16 protein-coding genes and 5 tRNA genes are annotated in these 18,470 nt (G+C 53.9%); 18 read left to right on the plus strand and 3 right to left on the minus strand.

The window, feature by feature from the left end:
- Positions 1-2 precede the first annotated feature (2 nt).
- Together DVA44_RS05015 and srlA are read right to left on the minus strand one after the other, a co-directional pair.
- Entirely contained in the window at positions 3-962 is a 960-nt protein-coding gene (locus tag DVA44_RS05015) for a PTS glucitol/sorbitol transporter subunit IIB (protein ID WP_103822670.1), read from the minus strand.
- Positions 959-1,522 carry a PTS glucitol/sorbitol transporter subunit IIC gene (gene srlA, locus DVA44_RS05020; protein ID WP_103822669.1) on the minus strand — a complete coding sequence of 188 codons (564 nt, stop codon included), beginning with the start codon at positions 1,520-1,522 and terminating at the stop codon, positions 959-961. The genes DVA44_RS05015 and srlA overlap by 4 nt, the downstream gene beginning before the upstream one ends.
- Before the next feature lie 84 nt (positions 1,523-1,606).
- On the opposite strand from srlA, the gene DVA44_RS26145 reads away from it, so the two are divergent.
- The 18 genes from DVA44_RS26145 (at position 1,607) to DVA44_RS05110 (ending at position 16,841) form a co-directional block, all read left to right on the plus strand.
- Positions 1,607-1,732, plus strand: coding sequence for a hypothetical protein (locus DVA44_RS26145; RefSeq protein ID WP_256369319.1), 126 nt, complete (start codon positions 1,607-1,609; stop codon positions 1,730-1,732).
- A gap of 58 nt (positions 1,733-1,790) precedes the next feature.
- A complete protein-coding gene (gene mltB, locus DVA44_RS05025; protein ID WP_168194453.1) occupies positions 1,791-2,882 on the plus strand; it encodes a lytic murein transglycosylase B in 1,092 nt (363 codons plus the stop codon).
- A gap of 161 nt (positions 2,883-3,043) precedes the next feature.
- The gene (gene pncC / locus DVA44_RS05030) at positions 3,044-3,541 is read left to right on the plus strand and encodes a nicotinamide-nucleotide amidase (protein WP_114385877.1); all 498 of its coding nucleotides are present in this window, start codon (positions 3,044-3,046) and stop codon (positions 3,539-3,541) included.
- A gap of 87 nt (positions 3,542-3,628) precedes the next feature.
- Positions 3,629-4,687: a recombinase RecA gene (gene recA, locus DVA44_RS05035; protein WP_103180881.1), complete on the plus strand. Its 1,059-nt coding sequence runs from the start codon at positions 3,629-3,631 to the stop codon at positions 4,685-4,687.
- Between the two features lie 67 nt (positions 4,688-4,754).
- The gene (gene recX, locus DVA44_RS05040; RefSeq protein WP_114385878.1) at positions 4,755-5,255 is read left to right on the plus strand and encodes a recombination regulator RecX; all 501 of its coding nucleotides are present in this window, start codon (positions 4,755-4,757) and stop codon (positions 5,253-5,255) included.
- A gap of 131 nt (positions 5,256-5,386) precedes the next feature.
- Entirely contained in the window at positions 5,387-8,014 is a 2,628-nt protein-coding gene (alaS, locus tag DVA44_RS05045; protein WP_114385879.1) for an alanine--tRNA ligase, read from the plus strand.
- A gap of 241 nt (positions 8,015-8,255) precedes the next feature.
- A complete protein-coding gene (gene csrA / locus DVA44_RS05050; RefSeq protein WP_000906486.1) occupies positions 8,256-8,441 on the plus strand; it encodes a carbon storage regulator CsrA in 186 nt (61 codons plus the stop codon).
- 342 nt (positions 8,442-8,783) lie between these two features.
- Positions 8,784-8,876: transfer RNA gene (locus tag DVA44_RS05055), tRNA-Ser, on the plus strand.
- Positions 8,877-8,880: 4 nt separating this feature from the next.
- A tRNA-Arg gene (locus DVA44_RS05060) sits at positions 8,881-8,957 on the plus strand.
- A gap of 64 nt (positions 8,958-9,021) precedes the next feature.
- Positions 9,022-9,098, plus strand: a tRNA-Arg gene (locus tag DVA44_RS05065).
- 65 nt (positions 9,099-9,163) lie between these two features.
- Positions 9,164-9,240, plus strand: a tRNA-Arg gene (locus DVA44_RS05070).
- Positions 9,241-9,269: 29 nt separating this feature from the next.
- Positions 9,270-9,346 (plus strand) — tRNA-Arg (locus DVA44_RS05075).
- A 126-nt stretch (positions 9,347-9,472) separates the two neighbouring features.
- Positions 9,473-10,039: a fructose-1-phosphate/6-phosphogluconate phosphatase gene (yqaB, locus tag DVA44_RS05080; protein WP_103822664.1), complete on the plus strand. Its 567-nt coding sequence runs from the start codon at positions 9,473-9,475 to the stop codon at positions 10,037-10,039.
- On the plus strand, positions 10,036-10,464 hold the full coding sequence (locus tag DVA44_RS05085) for a YqaA family protein (protein ID WP_103822663.1): 429 nt from the start codon (positions 10,036-10,038) through the stop codon (positions 10,462-10,464). The genes yqaB and DVA44_RS05085 overlap by 4 nt, the downstream gene beginning before the upstream one ends.
- A gap of 71 nt (positions 10,465-10,535) precedes the next feature.
- A complete protein-coding gene (gene gshA / locus DVA44_RS05090) occupies positions 10,536-12,080 on the plus strand; it encodes a glutamate--cysteine ligase (protein ID WP_103822662.1) in 1,545 nt (514 codons plus the stop codon).
- A 152-nt stretch (positions 12,081-12,232) separates the two neighbouring features.
- Positions 12,233-12,748, plus strand: coding sequence for an S-ribosylhomocysteine lyase (gene luxS / locus DVA44_RS05095; RefSeq protein ID WP_103822661.1), 516 nt, complete (start codon positions 12,233-12,235; stop codon positions 12,746-12,748).
- A gap of 471 nt (positions 12,749-13,219) precedes the next feature.
- A protein-coding gene (locus tag DVA44_RS05100; protein ID WP_225321516.1) for an IS1 family transposase occupies positions 13,220-13,917 on the plus strand; the annotation gives its coding sequence in 2 pieces (ribosomal slippage) (positions 13,220-13,469 and positions 13,469-13,917; 699 coding nt in all).
- A 212-nt stretch (positions 13,918-14,129) separates the two neighbouring features.
- Positions 14,130-16,841, plus strand: a complete 2,712-nt coding sequence (locus DVA44_RS05110; protein WP_114385881.1) for an FKBP-type peptidyl-prolyl cis-trans isomerase N-terminal domain-containing protein — start codon at positions 14,130-14,132, stop codon at positions 16,839-16,841.
- A 65-nt stretch (positions 16,842-16,906) separates the two neighbouring features.
- Here the strand turns inward: DVA44_RS05110 and emrB are convergent, their stop codons facing one another.
- Positions 16,907-18,454: a multidrug efflux MFS transporter permease subunit EmrB gene (emrB, locus tag DVA44_RS05115; protein WP_114316941.1), complete on the minus strand. Its 1,548-nt coding sequence runs from the start codon at positions 18,452-18,454 to the stop codon at positions 16,907-16,909.
- Positions 18,455-18,470: the final 16 nt, after the last annotated feature.

Below are 18,470 nucleotides of genomic sequence, written 5' to 3' on the forward strand. Positions count from 1 at the left end.
TCTTATTGATAAATAAAGCCGGAGACGAACCAGGCGATCAGCACCGTTGGCGCACCGGTCAGGAAGCGGCTTACCAGCACCGAAGGGACGCCGACGCGCACGGTCTCCTGGCGCGCTTCAGCCAGCGACAGCCCCACCGGAATAAAGTCACAGGCGGCCTGGGCATTAATGGCGAACAGCGCGGGCAGGGCGAGGTGCGGGGGAATATTGCCCAGCCCAATCTGCACGCCAATCAACACGCCAATGACCTGAGCGATGACCGCGCCAGGGCCGAGAAACGGCGACAGCAGCGGGAAGGAGCAGATCAGCGCCAGGGTCACCAGTCCGAGCGGATGGCTGGCCAGCGGAGCCAGGCCGTGGGCGATCCAGTCCCCCAGACCGGAGGCCATGATGATGCCGATCAGCGCCGAGACGAAGGCCATGAACGGCAGGATGGTTTTCAGCACCGTATCGATGGTGTCGCGCCCGGACTGGAACAGGACGGCAACCGCAGAGCCCATTCCCATACCGACTTTTGCCAGCAGACCGTCGCTCTGCTCGGTGATCTTCTTGCTGGTGTCATATTCGCGCGGCGCGTGCTTTTTCACCGGCGCAGCCCCGTCAACCAGCGTGATGTTCTCTTCTTTTACGCCTGAGACGTAAATGTCTTCCACGATATGCTGCGCTAGCGGGCCGGATTTCCCCGTCGAATGAATATTGACGGTGGGAATGCGCCGTTTTGGGTAAATGCCGCAGCGCAGGGTGCCGCCGCAGTCGATCACCGCCACGCCGATCTCCGCTTCCGGCGGCTCGCCCTCTTTAAAGCCGTCCACCGCTTCCCAGCCGGTGAGTTCGCGCAGCTTGTCGACGATAGCCGGCCGGGTGCCCGCGGTGATGTAGACGATTTTTTTGCCTTCGGTGGCGTCGAACTCCAGCGGGCCGCCCCAGCCACCCGTGCCTTTTTCAATGCGGATCCGGCTCATGCTGTAGCTCCCTTAAGCTGGACGTTCTGTTCAAGCTGAATGCCCATTTTCTTTTCGAAAATGGCGGTAGTGAGATCGGTCACCCAGCCGCGGAAGAAGTTAGTCACCAGGCCGACCAGCAGGTAGCTCACCGCCAGCGGGCCGAGCGGCAGGCCGAGCGTGGTCAGGCCGCTGGCGATCCCCAGATAGACAAACAGCTCGCCGGGATTGATGTGCGGAAACAGACCGTTCATGGAGTGGCAGCTGTAGGACGCCGCCGCGTAGTAGCTCGGCTTGTAGCGCTCGGGCATAAAGCGCCCGAGGCTCAGGGTCATGGGGTTACAAAACACAAAAGTGCCGATGCAGGGCAGCAGCAGATAGCGGGAGATGGGATTACCCGCGCAGCGCTGGGCCAGCTTTTCAATCCGCTGCTGGCCAATAAAGTTGATCAGCGCATTCATGATCACCAGCAGGCTGATCAGCAGCGGCAGAATGCCGGTGACCATGCTGGTGAAGACCTCGCCACCTTTCTGAAACAGCCCGATAAACCACTCGGCGCCGTGGGTGATGGTTTCTATCATTATTTTCTCCTGTAGGGTAAGTTCGCTCTGGCGGAGTAATAATAATCACTTTGAAAGGTTTTAAAGTGTTAAATAGATCTCACAATGAAAGAAAAAATGATTATTTTGAAAGGTGATGAGAAGGGTGACGGCGGCGTGGTGGAGAAGAGACCGAATTTACCTTTAGGCAGCGTAAAGATTTTGCCGGGTGCGTGTGCGCCCCTTCCTTGAGGTGTCCCGGATGCTTTACCATACTTGCCACTTATCGAATTCGTTGAATGGATGTGTCATGTTCAAGCGTCGTTACGCAGCGCTACTCCCTGCGCTTATTCTGCTCTCCGCCTGCAGTAGTAAACCGAAGACCGAAGAGGTCCAGCAAACGGCAGGTGCCCCTTCCGGCGGCTTCCTGCTGGAGCCTCAGCATAATGTGATGCAGATGGGGGGCGACTTTGCCAATAACCCTGCGGCGGAACAGTTCATCGACAAAATGGTGAGCAAGCACGGCTTTAACAAAGCCCAGTTGCAGGAGATCCTCTCCCAGGCGAAACGTCTGGATTATGTATTGCGACTGATGGATCGTCAGGCGCCGACCACCCAGCCGCCAGCCGGGCCGAACGGTGCATGGCTGCGCTATCGCAAACAGTTTATTACCCCGGACAACGTGCAGAATGGCGTGGCGTTCTGGAATCAGTATCAGGATGCGCTGACCCGTGCCCAGCAGGTTTACGGCGTGCCGCCGGAGATCATCGTCGGGATTATCGGCGTGGAGACCCGCTGGGGCCGGGTGATGGGCAAGACCCGCATTCTCGATGCGCTGGCGACCCTCTCCTTTAACTACCCGCGCCGGGCGGAGTACTTCTCCTCCGAGCTGGAAACCTTCTTGCTGATGGCCCGCGACGAGCAGGACGACCCGCTGGATCTGAAAGGTTCCTTTGCCGGGGCGATGGGCTACGGCCAGTTTATGCCCTCCTCCTATAAGCAGTATGCGGTCGATTTCAACGGGGACGGGCACATCAACCTGTGGGATCCTGAGGATGCCATTGGCAGCGTCGCCAACTACTTTAAAGAGCATGGCTGGACGCCAGGCCAGCCGGTCGCGGTTATGGCTAACGGCCAGGCACCGGGGCTGGAGAACGGCTTTAAAACCCGCTATAGCGCGGCACAGCTGACCTCTGCCGGACTCACGCCGCAGCAGCCGCTGCACGGCAATCAGCAGGTGAGCCTGCTGCGTCTGGATATTGGCACCGGTTATCAGTACTGGTACGGCCTGCCGAACTTCTACACCATCACCCGCTACAACCACAGCACGCACTATGCGATGGCGGTCTGGCAGCTGGGGCTGGCGGTGGCCCAGGCACGGGCGGCCTCGCCGTTCAGTTAACGTCTGAAAACGTGGGTGGCTTATGCCACTCACGTTTTACTCCTGGCCGGACGGCTACGTTTATTTTTTCTGAATCCCCCTCGTAAAACCTCCCCCTCATCCTCATATCTATCGGCTAAAGTGCTATCTTGTGCTGCACGTTTTTATGGAGACAAAACGAGATGACTGACCATGAATTAATGCAGCTCAGTGAGAGGGTAGGGCAGGCGCTAAAACAGCGCGGTGCCACGGTCACCACGGCTGAGTCCTGTACCGGTGGCTGGGTGGCGAAAGCTATCACCGATATCGCGGGCAGTTCCGCCTGGTTTGAACGCGGTTTTGTCACCTACAGTAATGAAGCGAAAGCGCAGATGATCGGCGTACGTGAACCCACGCTTATTGAGCATGGCGCGGTCAGTGAATCGGTGGTCATTGAGATGGCGATTGGCGCCCTGCGTGCCGCCCGGGCGGACTATGCTATCTCTATTAGCGGTATCGCCGGGCCGGATGGTGGCAGCGAAGAAAAGCCTGTTGGAACAGTATGGTTTGGCTTTGCGACGGCGCAAGGCGAGGGGATTACTCGCCGGGAATGCTTCAGCGGCGACCGTGAAAGCGTGCGTCGTCAGGCCACCGTTTATGCGTTAAAAACGCTCTGGCAACAATTTCTACAAAACACTTGATACTGTATGAGCATACAGTATAATTGCTGCAACAGAACAGAAATCCAAGGTGAAGCGCAGTTGTTTCACCCGGCATGAGAGGAAAAAATGGCTATCGACGAAAACAAACAGAAAGCGTTGGCGGCAGCACTGGGCCAGATCGAAAAGCAATTCGGTAAAGGTTCCATCATGCGCCTGGGTGAAGATCGTTCCATGGATGTAGAAACTATCTCCACCGGTTCGCTTTCTCTGGATATTGCACTGGGTGCTGGCGGCCTGCCTATGGGTCGTATCGTAGAGATCTACGGGCCAGAATCCTCCGGTAAAACCACCCTGACCTTACAGGTTGTGGCTGCTGCACAGCGCGAGGGCAAAACCTGTGCCTTTATCGATGCTGAGCACGCGCTGGATCCGGTTTACGCACGTAAACTGGGTGTTGATATCGACAACCTGCTCTGCTCCCAGCCGGATACCGGTGAGCAGGCGCTGGAAATCTGTGACGCACTGGCGCGCTCTGGCGCAGTTGACGTAATCATCGTTGACTCCGTAGCAGCGCTGACGCCAAAAGCAGAAATCGAAGGCGAAATCGGTGACTCTCACATGGGCCTCGCGGCACGTATGATGAGCCAGGCGATGCGTAAGCTGGCCGGTAACCTGAAGCAGTCCAACACGCTGCTGATCTTCATCAACCAGATCCGTATGAAGATTGGTGTGATGTTCGGTAACCCGGAAACCACCACCGGTGGTAACGCGCTGAAATTCTACGCTTCCGTGCGTCTGGATATCCGCCGTATCGGTGCCGTTAAAGACGGTGAAAACGTGGTGGGTAGCGAAACCCGCGTGAAGGTTGTGAAGAACAAGATTGCTGCACCGTTCAAACAGGCTGAATTCCAGATCCTCTACGGCGAAGGCATCAACTTCTACGGCGAACTGGTTGACCTGGGCGTGAAAGAGAAGCTGATTGAGAAAGCGGGCGCCTGGTACAGCTACAACGGCGACAAGATCGGTCAAGGTAAAGCGAATGCTATCTCCTGGCTGAAAGAGAACCCGGCGGCAGCGAAAGAGATTGAGAAGAAGGTACGCGATCTGCTTCTCAATAATCAGGATGCTAAGCCTGACTTCACTGCGGATGACGCAGACGTAGAAGAAACCAACGAAGATTTCTAATCACTTGATGTAATAAAAGGGCTGCGATTGCGGCCCTTTTTTGCATTTGTTTTTCAGCAGGTGCTTTATGAGTGAATCATCCCCCCGACGCCCCGCCTGGAACCGTCTGCTTGATCGCGCGGTACGCATACTGAGCGTGCGCGACCATAGCGAACAGGAGCTGCGCCGCAAACTCATGGCGCCGGTCATGAGCAAAAACGGCCCGGAAGAAATTGACGCGACCGCGGAAGATTATGACCGCGTTATTGCCTGGTGTTATGAGCATAACTATCTGGACGATAGCCGCTTCGTCTCTCGCTTTATCGCCAGCCGCGGGCGTAAAGGTTATGGTCCGGTGCGTATCCGCCAGGAGCTTAATCAGAAAGGTATCCCACGGGAAATCACAGAACGCGCGATGCGTGAATGCGAGATTGACTGGTGCGCGCTGGCACGGGAACAGGCGGTGCGAAAATACGGCGAACCGCTGCCGCGTGAATTTTCAGAAAAAGTCAAAATCCAGCGCTTTTTGCTCTACCGCGGTTTCCTGATGGAGGATATACAGGATATCTGGCGTAATTTTACCGATTGAACGCATGCGGGATTTTACTTCCCTCCAAAGAAAACTTATCTTATTCCCACTTTTTACAGTAGCTGGTCCATCCAACAACGGTTGCGTAGTGACCCGCTGTGACATTTCGTTAGCTTGATTTCAGGATAATTATGAGCAAGAGCACCGCTGAGATCCGACAGGCGTTTCTCGATTTTTTCCATAGTAAGGGACATCAGGTTGTTGCCAGCAGCTCCCTGGTACCGAACAACGATCCAACTTTACTCTTTACCAACGCCGGGATGAACCAGTTCAAGGATGTCTTCCTTGGTCTCGACAAGCGTAATTATTCCCGCGCGACCACCTCGCAGCGTTGCGTACGTGCGGGTGGTAAACATAACGATCTGGAAAACGTCGGTTATACCGCACGTCACCACACCTTCTTCGAGATGCTGGGTAACTTCAGCTTCGGCGACTATTTCAAACATGACGCTATCCAATACGCATGGGAACTGCTGACCGGTGAAAACTGGTTCAACCTGCCGAAAGAGCGCCTGTGGGTTACCGTCTACGAAACCGACGATGAAGCCTATGAAATCTGGGAAAAAGAAGTCGGTATCCCGCGCGAACGCATTATTCGCATCGGCGATAACAAAGGCGCCCCGTACGCGTCTGACAACTTCTGGCAGATGGGCGACACCGGTCCGTGCGGTCCTTGCACCGAAATCTTCTACGATCACGGCGACCACATCTGGGGCGGCCCTCCGGGTAGCGCAGAAGAAGACGGCGACCGTTACATCGAGATCTGGAACATCGTCTTCATGCAGTTCAACCGTCAGGTCGACGGTACTATGGAGCCACTGCCGAAGCCATCCGTGGATACCGGTATGGGTCTGGAGCGTATTGCCGCGGTACTGCAGCACGTTAATTCCAACTACGACATCGATCTGTTCAGCACTCTGATTAAGTCCGTTGCCGACGTGACTGGCGCGACCGACCTGAGCAACAAATCCCTGCGCGTTATTGCCGACCACATCCGCTCCTGTGCGTTCCTGATTGCTGACGGCGTGATCCCATCGAATGAAAACCGCGGCTACGTGCTGCGCCGTATCATTCGCCGCGCAATCCGCCACGGCAACATGCTGGGCGCGAAAGAGACCTTCTTCTATAAGCTGGTGGGGCCACTGATTGGCGTGATGGGCGCCGCGGGCGAAGAGCTGAAACGTCAGCAGGCGCAGGTTGAGCAGGTTCTGAAGACCGAAGAAGAGCAGTTTGCCCGTACGCTGGAACGTGGCCTGACCCTGCTGGACGACGAGCTGTCGAAGCTGAAAGGCGACACCCTGGATGGCGAAACCGCCTTCCGTCTGTACGACACCTATGGTTTCCCGGTTGACCTGACGGCTGATGTTTGCCGCGAGCGCAACATCAAAGTTGACGAAGCGGGCTTCGAAGCGGCAATGGAAGAGCAGCGCCGTCGTGCGCGTGAATCCAGCGGGTTCGGCGCCGATTACAACGCCATGATCCGCGTTGATGGCAGCAGCGAATTTGAAGGTTACGAGCATCTGGAAACCAACGGCAAAGTGACTGCCCTGTTTGTTGACGGCAAAGCCGTAGAGAGCATCAGCGCGGGCCAGACTGCCGTTGTGGTTCTGGACAAAACGCCGTTCTACGCAGAATCAGGCGGCCAGGTTGGAGATAAAGGCGAACTGAAAGGCAATGGTTTCAGCTTTGCCGTCAGCGACACGCAGAAGTACGGTCAGGCAATCGGCCACCAGGGGACGCTGGCATCCGGCGAACTGAAAGTGGGCGAGGGCGTTCAGGCTATCGTTGACGAAGCGCGCCGCGCACGTATTCGTCTGAACCACTCTGCGACGCACCTGATGCACGCGGCACTGCGCCAGGTTCTGGGCACGCACGTTGCGCAGAAAGGCTCCCTGGTGAATGACAAAGTGCTGCGTTTCGACTTCTCCCATTTCGAAGCGATGAAACCGGCAGAAATCCGCGCGGTGGAAGATCTGGTTAACGCCCAGATCCGTCGTAACCTGCCGATCGAAACCAACATCATGGATCTCGAGGCGGCGAAGAACAAAGGTGCAATGGCCCTGTTCGGCGAGAAGTATGACGACCGTGTGCGTGTGCTGAGCATGGGTGATTTCTCCACCGAGCTGTGTGGTGGTACGCACGCCAGCCGTACGGGCGACATCGGTCTGTTCCGCATCGTGTCCGAATCCGGTACCGCGGCAGGCGTTCGTCGTATCGAAGCGGTCACTGGTGAAGGCGCGATTGCCAGCCTGCATGCGGAGAGCGATCAGCTGCACGACATCGCCCAGCTGCTGAAGGGCGACAGTCAGAACCTGGGCGAGAAAGTGCGCAGCGTGATGGAACGTACCCGCCAACTGGAAAAAGAACTCCAGCAGCTGAAAGAGCAGGCTGCGGTTGCGGAGAGCGCAAACCTCTCCAGCAAAGCGGTTGAAATTAAAGGCGTTAAACTGCTGGTCAGCGAGCTGACGGGCGTTGAGCCGAAAATGCTTCGTACCATGGTCGACGATCTGAAGAACCAGCTCGGTTCAACGGTTATCGTTCTGGCTACGGTAGCGGAAGGTAAGGTTTCTCTGATTGCGGGCGTATCTAAGGACGTGATCGACCGTGTGAAAGCAGGGGAGCTGATTGGTATGGTCGCTCAGCAAGTGGGCGGTAAAGGCGGTGGTCGTCCTGACATGGCGCAAGCCGGTGGTACGGACGCAGCGGCCCTCCCGGCAGCGCTGGCCAGCGTAGAAAGCTGGGTAAGTTCGAAACTGTAATAATTACAAAGCGTAATCAGACGCCATAACGACACGGTTATGGCGTACTGCGCTCTACGCTATCGATAATGATAAAGTCAGGTTGAGTTTGTGTATATCGGCTAAACTTACGTTTAACAGATTGTGATGCCGTGACTACCTACACATTACGTGTTTGTCATCGCTTACTTTTTGGCGTTATATGATGGATAATGCCGGGATACAAGAGACCCGACTCTTTTAATCTTTCAAGGAGCAAAGAATGCTGATTCTGACTCGTCGAGTTGGTGAGACCCTCATGATTGGGGATGAGGTCACCGTGACAGTTTTAGGGGTAAAGGGTAACCAGGTACGTATTGGTGTGAACGCCCCTAAAGAAGTCTCTGTTCATCGTGAAGAGATCTACCAGCGTATCCAGGCTGAAAAATCCCAGCAGTCAAGTTACTGATATTATCGCGTCTCGCTCTCTGGCGAGACGCACCCCTCCTGACATTCTCCTTCCTTAAAGTTACCGTTCTGTTTCGTTCGCTCTGTTTTTGACCACTCTTATCTCTTTTGCTTCGCCAAAATCCACCGTTCTTCATGCAGAAGAGTGCAGAAAGAGGGGCAAAATACGTTTATAAAACACTCTCTTTGCGGGTTTTACGTCCGAATTGCCTGTGAATTGTGCAAACGATAAAAGCTTGTGGAAAATTGTTTGACTTATAAGTCCCAGAAAGTAATATATGCGCCACGCAGCGACGAGAAGCTCTTAGCGAGTTACTCGAAGCACTCGAAAGAGGCGTTGTGTGGTGAGGTGGCCGAGAGGCTGAAGGCGCTCCCCTGCTAAGGGAGTATGCGGTCAAAAGCTGCATCCGGGGTTCGAATCCCCGCCTCACCGCCATTTTGCATCCGTAGCTCAGCTGGATAGAGTACTCGGCTACGAACCGAGCGGTCGGAGGTTCGAATCCTCCCGGATGCACCATCTATTACTTCATATTGCTTTAGAAGTGATATGAATATCGAGCAGTACAGTAGTAAATCCCGATGCATCCGTAGCTCAGCTGGATAGAGTACTCGGCTACGAACCGAGCGGTCGGAGGTTCGAATCCTCCCGGATGCACCATCTTTTACTTTGTTTTGCTTATGAAGCAATACCGAGTATCAGCAGTAACAGTAGTAAATCCCGATGCATCCGTAGCTCAGCTGGATAGAGTACTCGGCTACGAACCGAGCGGTCGGAGGTTCGAATCCTCCCGGATGCACCATTTACTACATCTCAAAGCAGTATCCCGATGCATCCGTAGCTCAGCTGGATAGAGTACTCGGCTACGAACCGAGCGGTCGGAGGTTCGAATCCTCCCGGATGCACCATCTCTTCTTGTCACCCCCTCTGATGTTTAGTTCTTAATCACTCTCATTGTTATCATTTCGCAACCAGCGACAAAAACCGCCATTTACGATAAAGTAATGCTTTGTTAATCGTTTAGCGAGAGCACGATGTACGCACAGTATGACGGTTTGATCTTCGATATGGATGGCACCATCCTCGACACCGAGCCTACGCATCGTAAAGCCTGGACTGAGGTCCTGGGGCGTTACGGTATGCGTTTCGACTTACAGGCGATGATAGCCCTCAACGGATCTCCTACCTGGCGTATTGCGCAGGCCGTGATTGAACTGAATCAGGCCGATCTCGACCCACACCTGCTCGCGCGTGAAAAAACCGATGCGGTAAAAGCCATGCTGCTGGACACCGTGCGTCCTTTGCCATTAATTGAGGTGGTAAAAGAGTGGCACGGACGTCGCCCGATGTCGGTCGGGACGGGCAGTGAAAGCGCGATCGCCGAAGCGCTGCTCAACCATCTTAACCTGCGCCACTATTTCTCTGCCGTGGTCGCGGCCGATCACGTTAAAAACCATAAACCTGCACCTGACACCTTTCTGCTTTGCGCAGAGCTGATGGGAGTCCCTCCCGCGAAGTGTGTCGTGTTTGAAGATGCCGATTTCGGTATTCAGGCGGCGCGAGACGCCGGTATGGCCGCGGTGGATGTTCGCTTACTGTGAGTGACGCACTGTCACTCGCCTCATTATTCGCCAGCAGTTTTTTAAGCGCTACGATCCTTCCCGGAAATTCCGAGGTGGTGCTGGTGGCGATGCTCTTGTCCAGCGTCAGTCAGCCGTGGTTGCTCGTGTTAATAGCAACAATGGGTAATAGCCTTGGAGGGCTGACTAACGTTATTCTTGGGCGATTCTTTCCGCTACGCAAAACGTCGCGCTGGCAGGAAAAGGCAGTCGGCTGGCTAAAACGCTATGGCGCTGCCACGCTTTTATTAAGCTGGATGCCGGTAATCGGTGATTTACTGTGCCTGCTGGCGGGATGGATGCGCATCCCCTGGGGGCCTGTGCTCTTTTTTTTATGCCTTGGCAAGGCGTTGCGCTACATTCTTGTAGCGGTTGCAACTTTGCAGGGCATGACGTGGTGGCACTAATTGGACTGTTTGTGACCAGAAACCATTACAATTATGCTAAATAAAATGATTTTGACAGGCGGGAGGTCGAATTGATCCCGGACGTATCACAGGCACTGGCCTGGCTGGAAAACCACCCTCAGGCTCTGAAGGGTATTCAGCGCGGTCTTGAGCGCGAAACGCTGCGCGTTAACGCAGATGGCAGTCTCGCAACGACGGGCCATCCACAGGCGTTGGGTTCGGCGCTGACCCATAAATGGATCACCACTGATTTCGCCGAAGCACTGCTTGAGTTTATTACGCCGGTCGACGGCGAAATTGACCACATGCTGAAAATCATGCGTGACATTCATCGCTACAGCGCTCGTAATCTGGGTGATGAGCGGATGTGGCCGCTGAGTATGCCTTGCTATATCGCGCAGGGGCAGGATATTGAACTGGCGCAGTACGGCACGTCCAATATCGGTCGACTGAAAACGCTCTATCGCGAAGGATTAAAAAATCGCTATGGTGCGCTGATGCAGACGATTTCTGGCGTGCACTATAATTTCTCCTTGCCGATGGCATTCTGGCAGGCGAAGTGCGGCGAAACGGATAAAGAGGCGATCTCCGCAGGCTATTTCCGCCTGATTCGTAACTACTATCGCTTCGGCTGGGTCATCCCGTATCTGTTTGGTGCTTCTCCGGCGATTTGCTCCTCTTTCCTGCAGGGCAAACCGACCACGCTGCCGTTTGAGAAAACCGAATGCGGCATGTACTACCTGCCGTACGCGACCTCCCTGCGTCTCAGCGACCTGGGTTATACCAATAAATCGCAAAGCAATCTCGGAATTACGTTTAACGATCTGCATGAGTATGTGGCAGGATTGAAGCGGGCGATCAAAACCCCGTCGGAAGCCTACGAAGAGATCGGTCTTGAGAAAGACGGTAAGCGCCTGCAAATCAACAGTAACGTTTTACAGATTGAAAACGAACTGTATGCGCCTATACGTCCGAAACGCGTCACGCGCAGCGGAGAAACTCCGTCGGATGCGTTACAGCGCGGTGGGATTGAGTACATCGAAGTACGCTCCCTGGATATCAACCCGTTCTCGCCAATTGGTGTGGACGAGCAGCAGGTACGCTTCCTCGATCTGTTTATGGTCTGGTGCGTGCTGGCCGATGCGCCGGAAATGAGTTCTGACGAACTGCTTTGCACCCGCACTAACTGGAATCGAGTGATCCTCGAAGGGCGCAAACCAGGCCTGACGCTGGGCATCGGTTGCCAGACGGCACAGTTCCCGCTGCAGCAGGTGGGGAAAGATCTGTTCCGCGATCTCAAACGTGTCGCCCACACACTGGATAGCGTCTATGGTGGTGATGAGTATCAGCAGGTGTGCGATCAGCTGGTCGAAAGTTTTGATAATCCGGAGCTGACATTCTCGGCACGCATTCTGCGTTCTATGATTGATCGGGGTATTGGTGGCACCGGTCGTGCGCTAGCGGCGGAGTATCGCGATATGCTGCTGCAGGAGCCGCTGGAAGTGCTTACCGAAGCCGAGTTTGCTGCTGAACGCGAAGCATCAATGGTGCGTCAGGCTGAGATTGAGGCGGCGGATACAGAGTCGTTTGCTGAGTTTCTGGCGAAACAAGGCTGACAGAAAAGAAAAAGGCCACATCGCTGTGGCCAAAATAACATCTCTGAAGAACAGGGATGATGATAACAAATGCGCGTCTTTCATATACTCAGACTCGCGTTGAATTGAAGAGTTCATTATTTTTAAAAAAAAATCACTATCGGAGGTGACGTATGCCGTTATTAGATAGCTTTACTGTCGACCATACCCGTATGGAAGCACCTGCTGTACGCGTTGCGAAGACCATGCATACCCCGCACGGCGATACGATCACGGTATTCGACCTGCGTTTCTGCGTACCGAATAAAGAAGTGATGCCGGAAAAAGGCATTCACACTCTGGAGCACCTGTTTGCCGGTTTCATGCGCGATCACCTGAACGGTAACGGCGTTGAGATCATCGATATTTCGCCTATGGGTTGTCGTACCGGGTTCTACATGAGCCTGATTGGGGTGCCGGAAGAGACCCGCGTTGCTGAGGCCTGGAAAGCGGCGATGGCTGACGTGCTGAAGGTGAAAGAGCAGAACCAGATCCCGGAACTCAACGTTTACCAGTGCGGCACATATCAGATGCACTCTCTGGAAGAAGCACAGGATATCGCCCGCCACATTCTTGAGCGTGACGTTCGCGTTAACAGCAACGACGAACTGGCGCTGCCAAAAGAGAAGCTGCAGGAACTGCACATCTAGTTCATTACCCGGCTCTCAACAAAGCGTGAGCTGGGTAATTTTACTCCCTTCTGCCTTGTTTATTTATAAATTCCTAAAAAATTATCTCTCGTTGTGCATCCCTCTCTTTGTGACTATTATTGCAGCCAACGCATGATGGTTAATTATATATTATATCTATGGATGATGTATTAATACGCATTCATTGTAATTATGGGTGCGTTGATATTTCATGGAATAGATAAAAATCAGAGGGATTTATGAAAGTTTATTTGACAGGTGCCGCCATCCTTTTTTCTACTCTTTTTTTGTCTGCATGCGGATCTGGAAGCGTTACGACGCCTATTGCGAAAGCACCTGCTGAACGTAAGCAGGAAGTGCAATGCTATCAGGAGTTTTCCGCGTTACAGAAGCTCGACCCCGTAGCCTATGAATCCGGTAATGCTGCCAACTTACTGATTTAGTGTATGATGGTGATTTTAAGGTGCTTGCGTGGCTTCCATTTCCATCAGATGTCCTTCCTGCTCCGCTACTGAAGGCGTGGTGCGTAACGGCAAAAGCACTGCCGGACATCAGCGCTATCTCTGCTCTCATTGCCGTAAAACATGGCAACTACAGTTCACTTACACCGCCTCTCAGCCCGGTACGCACCAGAAAATCATTGATATGGCCATGAATGGCGTCGGATGTCGCGCCAGTGCACGCATTATGGGCATTGGCCTCAACACGGTTTTACGTCACTTAAAAAACTCAGGCCGCAGTCGGTAACCTCGCGCATACAACCGGGCAGTGATGTGATTGTCTGCGCTGAAATGGACGAACAGTGGGGCTACGTCGGTGCTAAATCACGTCAGCGCTGGCTGTTTTACGCGTATGACAGGATACGGAGGACGGTTGTGGCGCACGTCTTCGGTGAACGCACTCTGGCCACACTGGAGCGTCTTCTGAGCCTGCTGTCGGCTTTTGAGGTCGTGGTATGGATGACGGATGGCTGGCCGCTGTACGAATCACGCCTGAAGGGAAAGCTGCACGTTATCAGCAAGCGTTACACTCAGCGCATTGAGCGACATAACCTGAATCTGAGACAACATCTGGCAAGGCTGGGACGGAAGTCACTGTCGTTCTCAAAATCGGTGGAGCTGCATGACAAGGTCATCGGGCATTATCTGAACATAAAACACTATCAGTAAGTTGGAGTCATTACCTATGAATCCTACCGTAAGCAATTCGATAATATTAATAAAAACTATAAAATTTACGAATCGAATAAATCCCTGGTGGATGGTAATGCTTCGGAGGTTATGCTCACCGAAATTAATAAAAAATTATCGCTGGTATGCGTAAGGATTCGTAATACGGTCTATACCAACATGATGAACCGTGCTAATGAAATGAATAAGTTATGAATAAATTCTTTAGCGCAGCACTGTACTGCGGATTGTTATTATCAGGCGGAAAGGCGCTTGCAGTTGGCACGGATTTATTAAAGCGTCTGGATGATGAAAAAATTATCGGCCAGGAGAAAACTAACCCCTTTATTGCCTCTGAAACCGCTACAACTCCCCAGAAGGCGGCAGTGGATCTTCCCCAATCGCAGGCGAGTAAGCCTGCTGATCCGGTACCCCGTGCCAGTGCCGTTAAAAGTGACAAGGCTGCCGGGATAGACCCGGCAAAAATTACGCGTCTGAACGACGCGCTTCGCCAGGCCAACTCCACCATTACCGCGTTAAATAAGCAGCTAAGTGTTTTAGAAAGAGAGAAAGCTTCTCTGGAACAGGCGGTTGCCCATGAAAAGGATCGCGTTGCGGAAAAGGAGCAGGCGCTCGCCCGGCTTAAACCGCAACCGGATGGCAGTGCGCAAAAACTTGCTGTCGAAAGCCTCATTGCGGCATTGCCAAAGTCTGCTGACATCGAGAAACAAAAAAACGCGGAACTGGCGGAACAACTGCGTAAAGCCAACGCGCAGCATGCGGCGCTGACCAAACAGCTGGCCGACCTGCAGGCGCAGAAGAATGCGCTGGATACCCAACTGGCCTCTCTTAAAGCTCACTCTGAAAAAAGCACTGTCCTGACGGGGGAGATCGATGCCCTGAAAGCTCAGCTGTCCACACAGAACCAGCAAAAAACCGCGCTGGAAAAGCGGCTGGCCGAGCTTGAGAAAGAGTTCAACAGTGAAAAGGCGAAATTCGCCATTACGCAAAGCCAACTCGAAGATACCAAAAAAGTCCTCGCCTCTCAGGAGTCACTGCTGGCAACGCAAAAAAGCAGCACCGGAAGTGAGAAAGAGAAGCTCACTAAAGAGCTGACCGATCTGCAGGCGCAAAAAAAGGCGCTGGAAACCCAACTTACCGCGCTGAAGGCCGCCGATGAAAAGAGCGCCGCGCTGACCAAACAGCTGGCCGACCTGCAGGCGCAGAAGAATGCGCTGGATGCCCAGCTGGCCTCTCTTAAAACTCACTCTGAAAAGAGCACTGTTCTGACGGGTGAAATCGATACCCTGAAAACTCAGCTGTCCACACAGAACCAGCAAAAAACCGCGCTGGAAAAGCGGCTGGCCGAGCTTGAGAAAGAGTTCAACAGTGAGAAGGCGAAATCCGCCATCGCGCAGAGCCAGCTTGAAGATACCAAAAAAGTCCTGGCTTCTCAGGAATCACTGTTGGCAATGCAAAAAAGCAATGCCGGGAGCGAGAAAGAGAAGCTCACTAAAGAGCTGACCGATCTGCAAACGCAGAAGAAAGCGCTGGAAACTCAACTGGCGACGCTGAAACAGGCCATTGATAAAAATGCGACGCTCACAAAAGAGCTGACCGATCTGCAGGCGCAAAAAAAGGCGCTGGAAACCCAGCTTACCGCGCTGAAAAGCGCCGATGAAAAGAGCGCCGCGCTGGCCAAAGAGTTGAGCGATCTGAAGACGCAGAAAAAGGCGCTGGAAACGGAGCTGATTGCGTTAAAAGAGACGCGTGAGAAAAATGCCGTCCTGACCAAACAGCTGGCAGAACTGCAGGCGCAGCGGCAGGTGCTGGATGCGCAGCTGGCTACCCTTAAAGCGAGCGGTGATAAAAGCACCGGTGTGGTCAAAGAGCTCGACACGTTAAAAGCGCAGCTATCGGCACTGAACCTGCAAAAAGCGACGCTGGAAACCCGTCTGGCCGAGCAGGAAAAGCAGTTCAGCAGTGAAAAAACGAAGTCCGATATTGTGCTGAAGCAGCTTGAAGATGCTAAAAAAGTTATCGCTTCTCAGGAATCCCTGCTCTCTTTACATAAAAGCAATACGGACATTGAGAAAGAGAAGAGCAGCGCGCAGCTGGCGACCGCAGGTAAAGAGGCCGCGGAACTGAAAAAGCAGCTGGCAGAGCTACAGAGGCAAAACGCCTCGCTTGAGGAGAAATATAAAACGCAAAATAGCTCTCTTACAGCGCTGACGGCCGAAAACCAGAAGTTAAAAGAGACTCAGGCTAAGGCTGGAAAAGACGTTGCACCTGTGCAGCAGGTGAAGATTGATAAGACGGCGTCAAAAGATACGAAGACCAGCTACGCAATCGGTGCATGGTATGGCGATGCGGCAGAGCGTGAGAAAGCCAAGCTGGACGGTCTGAGTAAAAAACTCGATCTTAACGCCTTTATGCAGGGCTTTAACGATAAGGTGACTAACAAGCTACAGCTGGCAGAAGCCACGCTTTCGAAAGAGCTGACGGCACTGGATCAGTTACAGAAAAAACAGTTTGTCGCAACGCAAAGTGAAAATGAAAAGCAGAGTAAAGCTATCATGACAAAAGCGGCGAATGAGAAGGGGGCTAAGCGACTACCTGATGGCGCTGTCTACAGGGTGATTAAAAAAGGTGAAGCTCCCCTGATCAACGACAAAAATGAAATCATGACCGAAATCGATGAAGTGCTCGGTACCGGTAAAGTCATGTCCAAGAATGAAATTCGTGCCAGTCGGGTGAAAGATTTACCGCCGCTGTTCCAGACGGTAGTGAAAAAGCTGGGCCTGGGCGGAGAGGCAAAAATCCATATCCCGGCGAAGCAGGCGTATGGTGAGTCGGGTGTCCCCGGTTTTGTACCGCCAGGTACAGTCTCGATCATCACGATTAAAATTATTGGGATTAAGTAGCCGTAATCGCGGCCATAAAAAAACGGATCTGCATGCAGATCCGTTTTTCTTTTCAGGCAAACACGTTAGTGGGCGCCGCCCCCTCCGCCACCCGCCCCAAACGGCGGTTTGGCGAACCAGATCAGCCCCAGTAACACAATGAACACACCTGCCGACAGCCAGAAGATCTCGTTGGCCGAGATGATCAGCCCCTGGGCGGTGATCTGCTGAGCTATCCACCCGGATGCCTGCTGCTCGGTCATGCCCATACCCTGTAGCTGGCTGTACATCTCCTGCGCCTGCGGATTGAACACGTTCACTGACTCGGTCAGCTGCGCATGGTGCAACGACTCCCGGTTGGTCCACATGGTTGTCGTCATCGAGGTGCCGATAGAGCCCGCCAGCGTACGCATAAAGTTCGACAGGCTGGATGCCGCCGCCATCCGTTCCGGCGGCAGACCGGAGAGGGTGATGGTGGTCAGTGGCATAAAGAAGCAGGCCACCGCAAAGCCCTGAATAAACTGCGGCCACGCGGAGGCGCCAAAGTCCATGCCCGGCTCAAAGGTATAGGCACGCCAGTAGAAGCACACCGCATACATAATGAAGCTGAAGGTCACCAGGCGTCGCATATCCAGCTTATGGGCGAAGCGGCCGATGATTGGTGACAGCAGGACCGGGATCACCCCAACCGGCGCCGACGCCAGTCCTGCCCAGGTGGCGGTATATCCGTACACCTCCTGCAACAGCTGCGGCAGCAGAACAATGGCGCCGAAGTAAAGCATGTAGGCAAGGCTGATACACAAACAACCTATGGTGAAGTTGCGTGATTTAAATAGCGACAAATCGACTATCGGGTTGTCGTCCGTCAGCTCCCACACAATCAGGAAGCTGAGCGCCACCACCGCCACAACAGTCAGAACGATGATCTCCTGGGAGGCGAACCAGTCCAGCTCTTTCCCGCGGTCGAGCATGATCTGCAGGCTACCGATGCCCAGCACCAGTAGCGCCAGCCCCACGCCATCAATCCGCCGCTGTTCAGTACGGGTTTCGCGGCCACGCAGCGACTGCAGGGTCAGCAGTACCACCAGGGCGCCAATCGGCACGTTGATAAAGAAGATCCAGCCCCAGTGATAGTTATCGCTGATATAACCGCCCAGAATCGGGCCGCAGATTGGGGCGACAATCACCGTCATTGACCACAGCGCCAGCGCAATGGAACGCTTGGCAGGCGGATAGTTGTTCAGGAGCAGACTTTGCGACAGCGGGATCAGCGGCCCGGCGACAATCCCCTGGATCACGCGGAAGAAGATGAGCATGGTCAGGCTGCTGGAGACACCACACGCCCAGGAGGCCAGCACGAAAGCGATCGTTGACCAGAGGAACAGTTTCACTTCCCCGACGCGCTTCGCCAGCCAGCCGGTAATCGGGATGGAGATCGCATTCGCCACCCCGAATGAGGTGATCACCCATGTCCCCTGGCTCAGGGATGAGCCAAGGTTCCCGGCAATGGTCGGGATCGCCACGTTCGCGATGGTGGAGTCCAGCACCTGCATGAATGTCGCCAGCGAAAGCGCAATGGTCATGATGACCAGCTGCGCCCCTTCCAACGGTTTTTGCGGTTTTTGCTGCTGCATAACGCTCACCTTCGGA

It is taken from the genome of Leclercia sp. W17 (genome assembly GCF_003336325.1).
Classification (GTDB): domain Bacteria; phylum Pseudomonadota; class Gammaproteobacteria; order Enterobacterales; family Enterobacteriaceae; genus Enterobacter.